At 64.7% G+C, this 13,792-nt stretch carries 10 protein-coding genes and 1 riboswitch; of the genes, 3 read left to right on the forward strand and 7 right to left on the reverse strand.

The window, feature by feature from the left end; all coding sequences use genetic code 11:
- Positions 1 to 103: 103 nt before the first annotated feature.
- The 3 genes from metH (at position 104) to J1C56_RS21530 (ending at position 6,685) form a co-directional block, all read left to right on the forward strand.
- A complete protein-coding gene (gene metH / locus J1C56_RS21520; RefSeq protein ID WP_214392104.1) occupies positions 104 to 3,913 on the forward strand; it encodes a methionine synthase in 3,810 nt (1,269 codons plus the stop codon).
- A gap of 77 nt (positions 3,914 to 3,990) precedes the next feature.
- Positions 3,991 to 4,196, forward strand: a riboswitch (cobalamin riboswitch).
- A 117-nt stretch (positions 4,197 to 4,313) separates the two neighbouring features.
- Positions 4,314 to 5,561: an aromatic ring-hydroxylating oxygenase subunit alpha gene (locus J1C56_RS21525; RefSeq protein WP_214392105.1), complete on the forward strand. Its 1,248-nt coding sequence runs from the start codon at positions 4,314 to 4,316 to the stop codon at positions 5,559 to 5,561.
- Between the two features lie 23 nt (positions 5,562 to 5,584).
- Positions 5,585 to 6,685 (forward strand): FAD-binding oxidoreductase, encoded by a 1,101-nt coding sequence (locus J1C56_RS21530; protein WP_214392371.1) that lies wholly within the window; start codon positions 5,585 to 5,587, stop codon positions 6,683 to 6,685.
- Positions 6,686 to 6,746: 61 nt separating this feature from the next.
- On the opposite strand, the gene J1C56_RS21535 is transcribed toward J1C56_RS21530, so the two are convergent.
- The 7 genes from J1C56_RS21535 to J1C56_RS21565 all read right to left on the reverse strand — a co-directional run bounded on the left by J1C56_RS21535 (position 6,747) and on the right by J1C56_RS21565 (position 13,790).
- Positions 6,747 to 7,505 carry an iron ABC transporter ATP-binding protein gene (locus J1C56_RS21535; protein ID WP_214392106.1) on the reverse strand — a complete coding sequence of 253 codons (759 nt, stop codon included), beginning with the start codon at positions 7,503 to 7,505 and terminating at the stop codon, positions 6,747 to 6,749.
- Entirely contained in the window at positions 7,502 to 8,383 is an 882-nt protein-coding gene (locus J1C56_RS21540) for an iron chelate uptake ABC transporter family permease subunit (RefSeq protein WP_246591770.1), read from the reverse strand. Before J1C56_RS21540 ends, J1C56_RS21535 begins: the two co-directional genes overlap by 4 nt.
- 52 nt (positions 8,384 to 8,435) lie before the next feature.
- A complete protein-coding gene (locus J1C56_RS21545; RefSeq protein WP_214392108.1) occupies positions 8,436 to 9,389 on the reverse strand; it encodes an ABC transporter permease in 954 nt (317 codons plus the stop codon).
- An 11-nt stretch (positions 9,390 to 9,400) separates the two neighbouring features.
- The gene (locus tag J1C56_RS21550; protein WP_214392109.1) at positions 9,401 to 10,306 is read right to left on the reverse strand and encodes a siderophore ABC transporter substrate-binding protein; all 906 of its coding nucleotides are present in this window, start codon (positions 10,304 to 10,306) and stop codon (positions 9,401 to 9,403) included.
- 72 nt (positions 10,307 to 10,378) lie between these two features.
- Positions 10,379 to 11,224, reverse strand: a complete 846-nt coding sequence (locus tag J1C56_RS21555) for a sugar phosphate isomerase/epimerase family protein (protein WP_214392110.1) — start codon at positions 11,222 to 11,224, stop codon at positions 10,379 to 10,381.
- The gene (locus tag J1C56_RS21560) at positions 11,221 to 12,522 is read right to left on the reverse strand and encodes a DUF6005 family protein (RefSeq protein WP_214392111.1); all 1,302 of its coding nucleotides are present in this window, start codon (positions 12,520 to 12,522) and stop codon (positions 11,221 to 11,223) included. Before J1C56_RS21560 ends, J1C56_RS21555 begins: the two co-directional genes overlap by 4 nt.
- Positions 12,522 to 13,790 (reverse strand): AMP-binding protein, encoded by a 1,269-nt coding sequence (locus J1C56_RS21565; protein WP_214392112.1) that lies wholly within the window; start codon positions 13,788 to 13,790, stop codon positions 12,522 to 12,524. Before J1C56_RS21565 ends, J1C56_RS21560 begins: the two co-directional genes overlap by 1 nt.
- Positions 13,791 to 13,792: the final 2 nt, after the last annotated feature.

The raw sequence follows: 13,792 nt of genomic DNA on the forward strand, positions 1-13,792 counted from the left end.
GTCGCACTGCCCGTAGTCGCAAATACGACAACTGCGCACTCGACATGTTGACATAAAGATGTCTTTATGTGACCTGACGGCTTTGTCGCCGAAAGGATGAAAAGTGTCGCAAAACGCCACCTCGCTCGACGCCCTGTTTGGGTCTGTTGCCGCCAAGCCAGACGGCTCGGAGGTGCTCGCGGCGCTGAAAGCCGCGGCGCGCGAGCGCATCCTGATCCTCGACGGCGCAATGGGCACCCAGATCCAGGGCCTCGGTTTCAACGAGGACCATTTCCGCGGCGACAAGTTCACCGGCTGCGCCTGCCATCAGCAGGGCAACAACGATCTGCTCATCCTGTCGCAGCCCAAGGCGATCGAGGAGATCCACTACAAATACGCCATCGCCGGCGCCGACATCATCGAGACCAACACCTTTTCATCGACCTCCATCGCCCAGGCCGACTACGGCATGGAGGACATGGTCTACGAGCTCAACCGCGACGGCGCGCGGCTGGTCCGCCGCGCCGCGATCCGCGCTCAGCAGGAAGACGGCAAGCGCCGCTTCGTTGCCGGCGCGCTCGGGCCGACCAACCGCACCGCCTCGATCTCGCCAGACGTCAACAATCCCGGCTATCGCGCTGTTACTTTCGACGACCTGCGCATCGCTTATGGCGAACAGCTGCGCGGCCTGATCGACGGCGGCGCCGACATCATCCTGATCGAGACCATCTTCGATACGCTCAACGCCAAGGCGGCGATCTTTGCCTGCGACGAGATCTTCATCGAAAAGGGCGTGCGCCTGCCGGTGATGATCTCGGGCACCATCACCGACCTGTCCGGCCGCACCCTGTCGGGCCAGACGCCGTCGGCCTTCTGGAATTCGATCCGCCATGCCGACCCGTTCACGGCCGGGCTCAACTGCGCGCTCGGTGCCGCCGCGATGCGTCCGCATCTGGCCGAATTGTCCGATGTCGCCGAGACCTTCATCTGCGCCTATCCCAATGCCGGCCTGCCCAACGCCTTCGGCCAGTATGACGAGAGCCCCGAATTCATGGCCGCGCAGGTCGAGGAATTCGCGCGCGAAGGCTTCATCAACATCGTCGGCGGCTGCTGCGGCTCGACGCCCGAGCACATCCGTGCAATCGCCGAAGCGGTGGCAAAGTATCCGCCGCGCCAGGTGCCGGAACTCAAGCCGCAGATGCGCCTGTCGGGCCTCGAACCGTTCACGCTCACCGACGAGATTCCGTTCGTCAATGTCGGCGAGCGCACTAACGTCACCGGCTCGGCCAAGTTCCGCAAACTGGTCACCGCTGGCGACTATGCCGCCGCCCTCGATGTTGCCCGCGACCAGGTCGTCAACGGCGCCCAGATCATCGACATCAACATGGATGAGGGCCTGATCGACTCGAAGAAGGCGATGGTCGAGTATCTCAACCTGATCGCCGCCGAGCCCGATATCGCGCGCGTGCCGGTCATGATCGACAGCTCCAAATGGGAGGTGATCGAGGCCGGCCTGAAATGCGTCCAGGGCAAGCCGATCGTCAACTCGATCTCGATGAAGGAAGGCGAAGAGGCCTTCCTGCACCACGCCAGGCTCTGCCGGGCCTATGGTGCCGCCGTCGTCGTCATGGCCTTCGACGAGCAGGGCCAGGCCGACACCAAGGCGCGCAAGGTCGAGATCTGCACCCGCGCCTACAAGCTTCTGACCGAGCAGGCCGGCTTCGCGCCCGAAGACATCATCTTCGACCCCAACATTTTCGCCGTCGCCACAGGCATCGAGGAACATGACAATTACGGCGTCGACTTCATCGAGGCGACGCGGGAAATCACCCAGACCCTGCCGCACGTCCATGTCTCGGGCGGCGTGTCGAACCTTTCGTTCTCGTTCCGTGGCAACGAGCCGGTGCGCGAGGCCATGCACGCCGTGTTCCTCTACCACTGCATCCAGGTCGGCATGGACATGGGCATCGTCAATGCCGGCCAGCTCGCCGTCTACGAGTCGATCGACCCGGAGCTGCGCGAGGCCTGCGAGGACGTCGTGCTCAACCGCGTGCCCAAGGCCGGCGGCACGGCGACCGAACGGCTGCTGGAGCTGGCCGAACGCTACAAGGGCACGGCCGGCAAGGAGGCCAAGGAGCGCGATCTTGCCTGGCGCGATTGGCCGGTCGAGAGCCGCATCAGCCACGCGCTGGTCAACGGCATCACCGAGTTCATCGACGCCGACACCGACGAGGCGCGGCTGAGGGCCGAGCGTCCGCTGCACGTCATCGAAGGCCCGCTGATGGCTGGCATGAACGTCGTCGGCGACCTGTTCGGCGCCGGCAAGATGTTTTTGCCGCAGGTCGTCAAGTCGGCCCGCGTCATGAAGCAGGCTGTCGCCGGCCTCCTGCCGCACATGGAGGCGGAGAAGGCGGCCAACGCCGCCAAGGGCATCGACAATGGCGAGCGCCAGACCGCCGGCAAGATCCTGATGGCGACGGTCAAGGGCGACGTCCACGACATCGGCAAGAACATCGTCGGCGTCGTGCTCGCCTGCAACAATTACGAGATCATCGACCTTGGCGTCATGGTGCCGGCAACCAAGATTCTCCAGGTCGCGAGGGACGAAAAGGTCGACATCATCGGCCTGTCTGGCCTGATCACGCCCTCGCTGGATGAGATGGCGCATGTCGCGGCTGAAATGCAGCGCGAGGGTTTCGACATTCCGCTGCTGATCGGCGGTGCCACCACCAGCCGGGTGCATACGGCCGTGAAGATCCATCCGCGCTATTCCAGCGGCCAGACCGTCTATGTCACCGACGCCAGCCGCGCGGTCGGTGTGGTGTCCAATCTGTTGTCCATGGATGCCAAGCCCGGCTACGTCGAAACTGTACAGGCTGAATACAAGAAGGTTGCCGACGCCCATGCCCGTTCGGAGGCCGACAAGCAGCGCCTGCCGCTGGCCAGGGCGCGCGCCAATGCGCACAAGGTCGACTGGACGTCCTACACGCCCCCCAAGCCGTCCTTCCTCGGCACCAAGGTGTTCGAGAACTGGGATCTCGCCGAGCTCGCCCGCTACATCGACTGGACGCCGTTCTTCCAGACCTGGGAGCTCAAGGGCCGTTACCCCAAGATCCTCGACGATGAGAAGCAGGGTGCGGCGGCGCGCCAGCTGTTCGAGGACGCGCAGGCGATGCTGAAGAAGATCATCGACGAGAAGTGGTTCGCGCCCAAGGCCGTCATCGGCTTCTGGCCGGCTAATTCAGTCGGCGACGACGTCAGGTTGTTCACCGACGAGGCGCGCAAGCAGGAGCTTGGTACCTTCTTCATGCTGCGCCAGCAGCTGACCAAGCGCGACGGCAAGGCCAATGTCGCGCTGTCCGACTTCATCGCTCCGCTCGACAGCGGCAAGCCGGACTATCTTGGCGGCTTCGTGGTGACCGCCGGCATCGAGGAAGTGGCGATCGCCGAGCGCTTCGAACGCGCCAATGACGATTACTCCTCGATCATGGTCAAGGCGCTGGCCGACCGCTTCGCCGAGGCTTTTGCCGAACGCATGCATGAAAAGGTACGCAAGGAGTTCTGGGGCTACGCTCCGGAAGAGGCCCTCGCACCCGACGAATTGATCGGCGAGCCGTATCGCGGCATCCGCCCGGCTCCGGGCTACCCGGCCCAGCCCGACCACACCGAGAAGGTGACGCTGTTCCGGCTGCTCGACGCGGAGAAGAATGCAAGCGTCAGCCTCACCGAAAGCATGGCGATGTGGCCGGGCTCGTCGGTCTCCGGCATCTATCTGGCGCACCCCGAAAGCTACTATTTCGGTGTCGCCAAGGTCGAGCGCGACCAGGTCGAGGACTATGCCCGGCGCAAGGACATGACCATTGCCGAGGTCGAGCGCTGGCTCGGCCCGATCCTCAACTACGTGCCCGCCTCGTTCGCCGAGGCGGCCGAGTAACCTTGCCACGGGCTCTGTCGCCTTTGCGCTGAGCCCGTGTCGTTTTCGTGCTCGTGTCCGGCCCGCTTTCCGTGGTCTGATCAGGACATGTTCAAGGTGCTGCTTCGCGTGAGACGAAGCGGAGAATTGGGAAGCCGGTTAGATGCCGGCGCTGCCCCCGCAACGGTGGCGGAGTTTGTTGTTTCGACGGGAGACCACTGGGCCTGAAGGCCTGGGAAGGTGTCGAAACAGTCCGAAAGGACAGCTCCGGAGCCCGGAAACCAGCCTTGAACCTGAAACAACTCGACTGATCGCGGTGGGCGGTCAAGAGGCGGATCGTTGCTGCGCGGACCTTGCGTCCGCCGGGCAGTCGTTCTTCCCGACATCACCACCAGTTCAGTCCTTGGTGCGAGGACAGGACATGGACACGAAGAATAAGATGCTGAGCTTGCTGCGCGGACGCCGCGACGGCTTCAGCTTGGAGCAGCCCTTCTACATCGACCCGGATTTCTACCGGGTCGACCTGGAGCTGATCTGGTACCGCGACTGGCTGTTTGTCGGCCATGACTGCGAACTGGCCAAGCCGGGCAGCTTCTTCACCGTCCAGGTTGGCGACTATCCTGTCGTGCTCGTCCGTGACCAGAAGGGCGAGCTTCGCGCCTTCCACAATTCCTGCCGCCACCGCGGCAGCCGCGTCTGCGCGGCGGAAAAGGGCACGGCGGCCAAGCTCGTCTGCCCCTATCACCAGTGGACCTACGAACTCGACGGCCGCTTGCTGTTCGCGCGCCAGATGGCCGAAGGTTTCGACAAGAGCCAGTTCGGCCTGAAGCCGGTCGCCTGCGAATCCGTCGGCGGCTACATCTTCATCTGCTTGGCCGACGAGCCGGCCGACTTCGCGCCGATGCGGGCTATGGTCGAGCCCTATCTTCTGCCGCACCGGTTGCGCGAGGCCAAGGTCGCCTTCGAAAGCACCATCGTCGAGAAGGGCAACTGGAAGCTGGTCTGGGAAAACAACCGCGAATGCTATCATTGCGCGGCGAACCATCCAGAGCTCTGCAAGACCTTCCCCGAAGCGCCGACCGTCACCGGCGTCAACGGTGCCGAAAGCGATCCCGAAATGCTGGCGCACTGGGCCAAGTGCGAGGCGGCCGGGCTGCCGAGCAAGTTCCGCATCGATGCCGGCGGCCAGTACCGGGCAACGCGCGCGCCGCTGCTGCGCGACGCGGTCAGCTACACCATGTCGGGCAAGCGCGCGGTGCGGAAAAACCTCTCCGACAGCGTCTCGGCCGACAGGATCGGCACGCTTTTGCTCTATCACTATCCGACCACTTGGAATCACGTGCTCGGCGACCATGCCGTCACCTTCCGCGTGCTGCCGATCAGCGCCACCGAAACGGCTGTCACCACCAAGTGGCTGGTTCACAAGGATGCCGTCGAAGGCGTCGATTATGACCTTGCCGAACTGACGCATGTCTGGACCGAGACCAACGACCAGGACCGGCGCATCGTCGAGGAAAATGCCTTCGGCATCAAATCGCCGGCCTATGAGCCGGGACCCTATTCGGTCGAACACGAAGGCGGGGTCATGCAGTTCATCGAATGGTACGCCAATTTCCTCGAGCCGCGGCTGGCCGATGCCGGCAAGCCGGCCTTGCGCAACGTCGCCTGATTGGGAGGGGAGCAGTGAACGCGATGTCCGATCTCGGCCTTTACCGCAACCTCGACGAGATGGTGCCCTGGAACGACAGGATCCAGGTGCTGGAGGTCATCGGCGTCTCAGACGAGGCGCCGGACGTCAAGACCTTCACCTTCCGCTCCGACAACCAGACCTGGTTCCGCTATAAGCCTGGCCAGTTCGTGACGCTTGAACTGCCGGCCGAACCGGCGCCTGTCATGCGCACCTACACGCTGTCGTCGAGCCCGTCGCGGCCGTTCTCCATCGCCGTCACCGTCAAGGCGCAGGCGGGCAGCGTCGGTACGCGCTGGATGTTCGATCAGCTCAAGCCGGGCGTCCGCATCAAGGCCTATGGCCCGTCAGGCGACTTCTCGCTGCACCAGCATCCGGCCGGCAAATATCTGTTCGTCTCGGCTGGCTCCGGCATCACCCCGATGATGTCGATGCTGCGCTGGCTCAACGACTGCGCGCCCTGGACGGATGTTGCCTTCGTCAACTGCGCGCGCCGTCCCGAAGAGATCATCTTCCGCAAGGAACTGGAGCTCCTGGGCACCCACATGCCCGGCCTGTCACTTGGCTTCATGATCGAGGAACGGTCGAGCCGCGAGGGCTGGTTCGGCCATATGGGGCGCATCGATGCGGTGCGGCTGCCGCTTCTGTCGCCCGACTTCCGCGAGCGCGAGGTGTTCTGCTGCGGTCCCGATCCCTTCATGCGCGCCGTCCGCGGCATGCTGGAGGCGACCGGCTTCGACATGGCCCGCTATCATCAGGAAAGCTTCGCAGCACCGGTCATCGAGGAAGTCCCTGCGCCCTTCGCGACACCGGGCAAAGGCGGTGCCGAAGCAGTACCCGATGCCGTCGTCCCGGTCCGCTTCTCGCTGTCGGATGTCGACGCCGACTGCCTGGCCGGCCAGACAGTGCTGCAGACGGCGCGCGCTTCGGGCGTGCGTATTCCGGCGGCCTGCGAATTCGGCCTGTGCGGCACCTGCAAGGTCAGGAAGCTCTCCGGCGAGGTCGAGATGAGCCACAATGGCGGCATCCTCGACCACGAGATCGATGACGGCTTCATCCTTGCCTGCTGCTCGAAGCCGCTGTCGGCGATCGAGGTCGAGGCGTAGAGCAATTCCAGGAAAAGTGTGCAGCGGTTTTCCGACCGGAATTGCGCAAGATGATAGAGGCTCAGCGGTGGTGCAGCACCAGTGGCGCGCCGCCGACGTCGATGACATTCATGTCGTAGCCGAAGACCTGGGCGAGCACGTCAGGCTGCAGCACTTCCGCCGGCGCCCCGTCAGCGACGATGCGGCCTGCCTTCATCGCCACGATCCGGTCGGCATAGACGGCGGCATGGTTGATGTCGTGCAGCACCACGATGACTGTGCGCCTGTCGTTGTCGGCAGCCGCGCGCAGGTCGCGCATCAGCTGGCGGGCAAACAGCATGTCGAGATTGTTCAGGGGCTCATCGAGCAGCATGTAGTCGGTGCCCTGGCAGAAGGCCATGGCGACCATGGCGCGCTGGCGCTGGCCGCCTGAAAGATTGTCGAGGAAGCGGTCGGCCAGTTCCATCAGGCCAAACTGTTGAAGTGCTGCCTCGATCAGCAGCAGGTCATTTGCGTCGATCCGCCCGCGCTGATGCGGAAAGCGGCCGAAGCCGACGAGTTCGCGCACCTTGAGCCGGCTTGCCACCGCCGGGTCCTGGCGCAGGATGGCCAGCGTCTTGGCCAGTTGGCGGCTTGGCGTCGTGTCCACCGGCAGGCCGTCGACCGATATCGATCCGCTCTGCAGCGGCCGCAGCCGGGCTATCAGCGACAAAAGGCTCGACTTGCCGGCACCGTTAGGTCCGACAAGTGCTGTCACCCCGCCCTTGGGCATGGTCAGCGACACGTCTTGCAGGATCTGCGTGTCGCCAAGGCGCAGCGAAACATTCTTGATCTCGATCATAGCTTGCTCGTTGTGATCAGCATGGCCAGGAACACGAGGCCTCCCACGAATTCGATGACGACGCCCAACGTCGCGGCACCGCCCAGCACGTGCTGCAGCACCATCTGGCCGCCGAGCAGCACGATGACCGCCGTCAGCATTGCCGCCGGCAGCAGCAGGCGGTGGCGTCGGCTGTCGACGATGCGCTCGGCCAGTGCCACCACCAGCAGGCCAAAGAATGTCACCGGCCCGACCAGTGCGGTCGACACGGCAACCAGGGCCGCGACCAGCAGCAGCAGGCCGGCCAGCGCCTTGGTCCAGTCGACGCCGAGCCCGGTGGCGCTGTCGGCGCCAAGGGCAACGATGTCGAGCAAATGGCGCAGGCGCCAGATGATGACGGCGGCAACCGTCGTCACCGCGAGGCCAATGACGACGAGGTCGGGCCGCACGGTGTTGAAGTCGGCGAAGCTCGATCCCTGGACGACGGCGAATTCGTTCGGGTCGATCAGCCGCGCGATCAACATGGCGAGGCTGCGGAACAGCACGCCGAGCACCACGCCGGTCAAAAGCAGCAGGCCGATGTCGAAGCGCCGGCGCAGCATCGGCAGGAACAGCACTAGCGCCATGGCCATCATCAGGCCGGCCTCGCCGGCGAATTTCAGGCGCGGGTCGAGCGCGACATAGCCGACGCTGCCGAGTGTCAGCACCAGCGCCATCTGGCCGAACAAATAGAGCGCGTCGAGCCCCATGATCTGCGGCGTCAGCACACGGTTCGCCGTCACCGTCTGGAACACCACCGTCGAGATCGCGATGGCCACGCCGACCTGGATCAGCGTCACCAGCCGCACGGCGCGCAGTTCGAGCGCGAAGGCGATGTTGCCGCGCAGGCCGACGGTCATGAAGGCGACAGCCACGACCGCTGCCAGGGCGGCCAGGATCAGGAGGCGTTTGTCAGGCACGCTGCGTCCGCCCGAACAGGATCCACAGGAACAGCCCCGAACCGACGACGCCGAGCACGGTGCCGACAGGAATTTCATAGGGGTAGCGGATGAGCCGGCCGATGATGTCGCAGGCAAGCAGCAGCACGGCACCTGTGACGGCGACCCAGGGCAGCGCGCTTTTCAGATTGTCGCCCATCAGGCGCGACACGAGATTGGGAACCACCAGCCCGACAAACGGGATCATCCCGACGACGACGACGGCCAGCGACGAGATCACCGCCACCATGACCAGGCCGAGCTGGACGATGCGCTGGTAGTTGAGGCCGAGCCCGACGCTGACCTCACGGCCCATCGAGGCGATGGTCAGCCGGTCGGCAACCCACCAGGCCAGCGCCACCATGGCAGCAAGGATCCACAGCAGCTCGTAGCGGCCACGCAGCACGCCCGAGAATTCGCCATTGGTCCAGATATCGACATATTGCAGCAGGTCGGTCTGCCAGGCGATGAAGGTAACCGCCGCCCCGATGACCCCGCCATAGACGAGGCCGAACAGCGGGATGAGGAATGGCTGGGTCGGCGGCAGCCGATGCGCGATGCTGAGGAAGACCGATGTGCCGGCAAGGGCCGCCACGCTGGCGCCCAGCGTCTTCATGGCGATCGAGGCGGTTGGAAACAGCAACGTCACGGCAAGCACGCCCAGCGCCGCACTCTGGCCGGTACCCGTGGTGATCGGCTCGACGAAGCGGTTGCGCACCAGGATTTGCAGCACCAGCCCGGCAATCGCCAGGCCAGCACCCGTCAGCACCACGGCCACCGTCCGCGGCAGGCGGCTGACCAGCAGAAGCTGCAGTGCGCCGGCGTCGGTCAACACGCTGCCCATCGGCAGGTCGTCGACGCCGATGCCGAGGCTGAGCACGAACAGCCCGACGAGGCTGGTGGCGACCACCAGCCGCGCACTGGGCATTGCCGCCGCCACTACTTCGCCTTGGCGAAGGCTTGTTCGATGGTCTTGAGCACGCGGTGCGTCGACTGCACGCCACCGGCGGCGATGTAGAAGTCAGGCGACGGCAGGTAGATCACCTGGCCTTTCTTCCATGCTGTCGTCTGCGCCACTAGCTCGTTGTCGAGGGTCGCCTTGGCGCCCTGTTCGCCCGAGCCGATCGCTGCGGCGCGGTCGAGCACCAGCAGCCAGTCCGGGTTTGCCTTGCTGATGAATTCGAACGAGATGGCTTCGCCATGCGTTGCCGCCTCGACGTCGGCGACCGCCGGCTCGAGGTCGAGCGTCTTGTGCACCCAGCCGAAGCGCGAGCCGGGACCGTAGGCGGTGATCTTCGGACCGTTGGTCATCAGGATCAGCGCCTTGCCCTTGCCCTTCACCGCCTGCCTGGCGGCTTCGACGGCGGCATCCAGCTCCTTGGTGGCGGCAGCAGCTTCGTCCTGCTTGGCGAACAGGTCGCCATAGGATGCGAGGCGCGTCTTGGCCTGGGCAACGAGGTCGTCGCCGTCCATGGTCATGTCGATGGTCGGGGCCACGCGCGACGTCGCCTCGACCTGCGTCGACGAGCGGCCGCCGACGATCACCAGGTCGGGGGCAAGTTCATTCAGCGCTTCGAGGTTAGGTTCAAACAGCGTGCCGACGACGGTGGCGCCCTTGGCGACGTCTGCCAGTTCCGGCACGAACAGCTTGTCGGGAATGCCGGCCGGCTGGATGCCGAGGCGGTTCAGCGTGTCGATCGCGGCGATGTCAAAGACGGCGACCTTGGCCGGGACCTTGTCGATGGTCTTGGGGCCGGTCGCGGTGGTGATCTCGACGGCGAAGGCGGGTGCAGTGGCAATAGCCAGTGCCGCCGCAAGATTGGCCAGCAGGCGAACAAACTTCATCTTTTGTCTCCGTCCTCGTGGATTTGCGCCGGTTGCTTAAAACCTTCGCGATATACTCTTCTTTGGCGCATATCAGAAGCTGCCGGTGCGCAGCAAGACTTCGTCGCGGCCCTTCAAGCGCTTTATTGCCTGGCGGTCGCTGCGCAGCACGTTGAAGCAATCATTGCCGAACCATTCGAGCGAAGCCTCGACATTTGGGTCGTCGCGCAGTTCGCCGAGGAAGCGCCGGTAGTCGACCTTGCCGTCGAACAGCGGCGTCATGCCTTCGCGGCTTCCGGCCGCCGCATAGACATTAGCCGGCTCGAAGACCCGGAGATCGGCGCGCGAGCGCACGTTCTTGAGGTGGTAGTGGCGGATATGCGGGCGCATCGCCGCGTGCGCAGCGACTGGGTCGTCTCCGCCCTCCCAGACATGCAGCGTGTCGAAGTTGAGCTTGAACGCCGGATGGTCGACCTCGGCAACGAGCCTGAGCGTCGACGCGCCGCAATCGGCCAGCGTGCCGGGATGCGTCTCGGCCAGGAGTTCGAGGTCGAAGTCAGCGGCGATCTCCGAAATCTCGCGCAGGCGCGCGGTGATGATGCGCCTGACGTCGGCGGGCGTGTCGCGGCTGCCACGGCTGCCGGCGAAGGTGCGGATCTTCCTCGCCCGCCAGTGCCGCGCGAGGCGGCACAGGTCGACCGTCTTCTTGTGCAGGGTCTCGGCGTCGCCGTCGAGCGGCAGGTAGTCGCTGACCATCGGCACATTAAGCCCCTGCTCGTCCAGCCAGTCGGCGTCGCACTGCGGCTGGTAGGCGAGGTTGCGCGCATGCGCACCCCAAAGCTCGATGCCCTGGAAGTCATTGGCGCGCGCCCATCTAGCGATGTCCTCGAGCGAGAGGAGATGATGGCGGAAGGTGATGGTGCAGAGCGAGATCTTCATTCGGCTGCTCCGAGCAGTTCGATGGGGGTTGTGTGGGGGATGCCCTTGCTGGCGCACCACGCCCGGAAGGCCTCGCCGAGCCTCGCCTTGATCCGCCGTTCGAGCCCGTCCAGCGTGTCGAGCCGTAGCAAGACGTCGTCGGCGAGGCTACGGTCCTCGGTCTGGGCCAGCTTCATCACTGCATAGTGCAGCGCCTTGAAGTCCTGGATCACGCGCTCGATCTCGTCGCACCAGTGGTCGAAATCGGCGTTCGCCAGCTTCATCTCGCGCCAGAAGAAGGCGAAGCCGTGCTCATAGGCATATTTGCGGATCGAGATGACGGGTACCTCGCGCAAGGCGGCGCCGAGATCGGCGAGCTTCACGCCATCGCGGCCTTCGAGATGGGCTGAAACGATGCGGCGCACCCCGTCGACCAGCGGATTGTGGTCCGGCTGATGGCAGGCGAGGAAGAAGTCGCGCAGGTCGGTGGCGGCGGGCACACGCGCCTCCAGCCGGTCGAAGATGTAGCCGCCGCCGACGGTTGGCTGGCGGATCGCATGGATGACCTTGTCGCGGGCGATCTGGCCTTCCCAGCGGAAGTCGGGATCATTGACCTGCCAGATCTTCGGATCGTCGGTTTTCTCGATCATCAGATAGTGCGGGAACGGGTTCTGGTTGAACTTGTTCTCCCGCTCCGGCAGGTGGAACAGGTCCAGCATCACCATCAGATATTCGCTCTCGCGCTTGCGTTCGAGCAGGTCGAGCATGACGACGATGTTCTGGTCCTTGGACCGCGCCGGGTCGTACCATTCATGCATGGCCACGCCGTAGAGCCGCTGGTACCAGGCGCGGAAGAAATCGTGGTTGATAGACTTGTCGTGATAGGCGAGCTGCCAGCGCTCGTTGATGGCAAAGCCGGCGTCCCAGACGCTGAAATAGAACGGCCGCTGGTCGATGCCGGATCGCTTCAGCGCATCGCAGACGCTGCTGACGAAGCAATGCACCTTGATGTCGATATAGTCCTCGCCATGCACGCCTTCGCCCTGCGGCGCAGGCTTGGCCTCTGCCGCAACGGCTTCGCCGGTGAACAGCTGCGCCAGTTCGCGCACCGTATCGATGTCCTGGCGGTTGATCGCCTCTTCGGGCGCGGCCAGGCCGAACTCGAGCTCAAGGCTGAGGAAAATCTCGAGGATCAGCACCGAGTCGAGATAGAGGTCCTCGTTGAGCCGCGCGTCCGGGCCGAAGCGGTCGAGATGGGCATGGTTCATATGATCGCGCAGCACGGTGCCGATCGCTTCGATCACCTGTTCGGTGTTCATCACGCGACCTCCTTCGCCAATGCGGCGAACTGCCCGGCCGCGTGCTGTGCCGCGACCTCGCGGCGGCTGATCTTGCCGTTGGCCTGGCGCGGTATCGCGTCGACCTGGACGATTTCCATCGGCAGCTGGTGGCTCGCGAGGTTCTGGGCGCACCATTGCCGCACGGCCGGGCCCTCCAGCCGCTCTGTGGCACTGAACAGCAGGCCGACCCGCTCGCCTGCGAGAGTGTCGGCTTTGCGGAAGGCGACGGCGTCGGTGACTGAAGGCATCGACATCACCACGTCCTCGACCTCGCGCGGATAGACGTTGAGCCCGGAGACATTGATGGTGTCGTCGAGCCGGGAGACGAACACCAGCATGCCGTCCGGCCTGTAGTAGCCGAGGTCACGGGTGGCGATGTCGCCATTCGGACCACTGACGATCATCTCGGATGGCGCCACGGCGCTGTTGGAGCAGGCGACGCTGTGGTGCGGCAGAACGAAGCCCATGTCGGCCGCGTCGGTGACATCGGGATTGACGGCGATGCAACCGGTTTCCGAGCAGCCATATTGCTGGAACAGATGTGTCGTCCGCGCCCGGATGCGGGCGAACCACGGTTCGGGCAGCACCGTGCCCGAGGTCATTGCCGCATGGAGTTTCTCGCCCTCGGGCATCAGCCGGGCCAGCGTGTGCAGCACCGCCGGCGACGAATAGAGCAAAGGCTGCTCGATGCCGCGCAGGGTCCTGAGCAGGTACTTCGGATTGCCGGCGTCGACGATGACCGGCGTGCGGCCGCGCTTGAGCGCCACCAGTATGCCGCAGATCAGCCCGTAGGAATGCGTCGTCGGGCAGGCGATGACGGGCGTCATCTCCTCCGGCTGGCGGAACGTCGCCACGTAGCTTGCCACTTCCGCATCGATCTCGGCCCAGCCGCGGGCGATGCATTTCGGCGCGCCTGTGGTGCCGGAGCTCATCTGCAGCAGCTGGCCCGTTGAAGCCGGCTCGACCTGGGTCGACAGCGTCTCCGCTTCGAGGCTGTTGAAGTATAAGGCGTTGCAGCCCGCGGCGACGGCAAGCCGGCGCGCCGCGGCATGCGGCGTTGCCGGATGAATCGGGAAGACGCTGGCGCCGATGTTGCGGATGGCAAAGAACAGCGCCAGCCAGCCGGCTGTGTCGCTGAAGCAGACGGCGTAACGCGCGTTCGCGCTCAGTCCGGCCTTGTCGGCGCTCAGCACGACCATCTGCTCGAACTTCTGTCGGTCATAGTACCTGTCGTCGATCTGGAGCATCG

It is taken from the genome of Aminobacter anthyllidis (genome assembly GCF_018555685.1).
In the GTDB taxonomy this organism is placed as follows: domain Bacteria; phylum Pseudomonadota; class Alphaproteobacteria; order Rhizobiales; family Rhizobiaceae; genus Aminobacter; species Aminobacter anthyllidis.

Bases quoted from the DNA above. Each gene is read 5' to 3' on its own strand.
- J1C56_RS21525 (WP_214392105.1), top strand. From the start codon at position 4,314: ATGGACACGAAGAATAAGATGCTGAGCTTGCTGCGCGGACGCCGCGAC.
- J1C56_RS21530 (WP_214392371.1), top strand. From the start codon at position 5,585: ATGTCCGATCTCGGCCTTTACCGCAACCTCGACGAGATGGTGCCCTGG.
- J1C56_RS21535 (WP_214392106.1), bottom strand. From the start codon at position 7,505: ATGATCGAGATCAAGAATGTTTCGCTGCGCCTTGGCGACACGCAGATC.
- J1C56_RS21540 (WP_246591770.1), bottom strand. From the start codon at position 8,383: ATGACCGTCGGCCTGCGCGGCAACATCGCCTTCGCGCTCGAACTGCGC.
- J1C56_RS21545 (WP_214392108.1), bottom strand. From the start codon at position 9,389: ATGCCCAGTGCGCGGCTGGTGGTCGCCACCAGCCTCGTCGGGCTGTTC.
- J1C56_RS21550 (WP_214392109.1), bottom strand. From the start codon at position 10,306: ATGAAGTTTGTTCGCCTGCTGGCCAATCTTGCGGCGGCACTGGCTATT.
- J1C56_RS21555 (WP_214392110.1), bottom strand. From the start codon at position 11,224: ATGAAGATCTCGCTCTGCACCATCACCTTCCGCCATCATCTCCTCTCG.
- J1C56_RS21560 (WP_214392111.1), bottom strand. From the start codon at position 12,522: ATGAACACCGAACAGGTGATCGAAGCGATCGGCACCGTGCTGCGCGAT.
- J1C56_RS21565 (WP_214392112.1), bottom strand. From the start codon at position 13,790: ATGCTCCAGATCGACGACAGGTACTATGACCGACAGAAGTTCGAGCAG.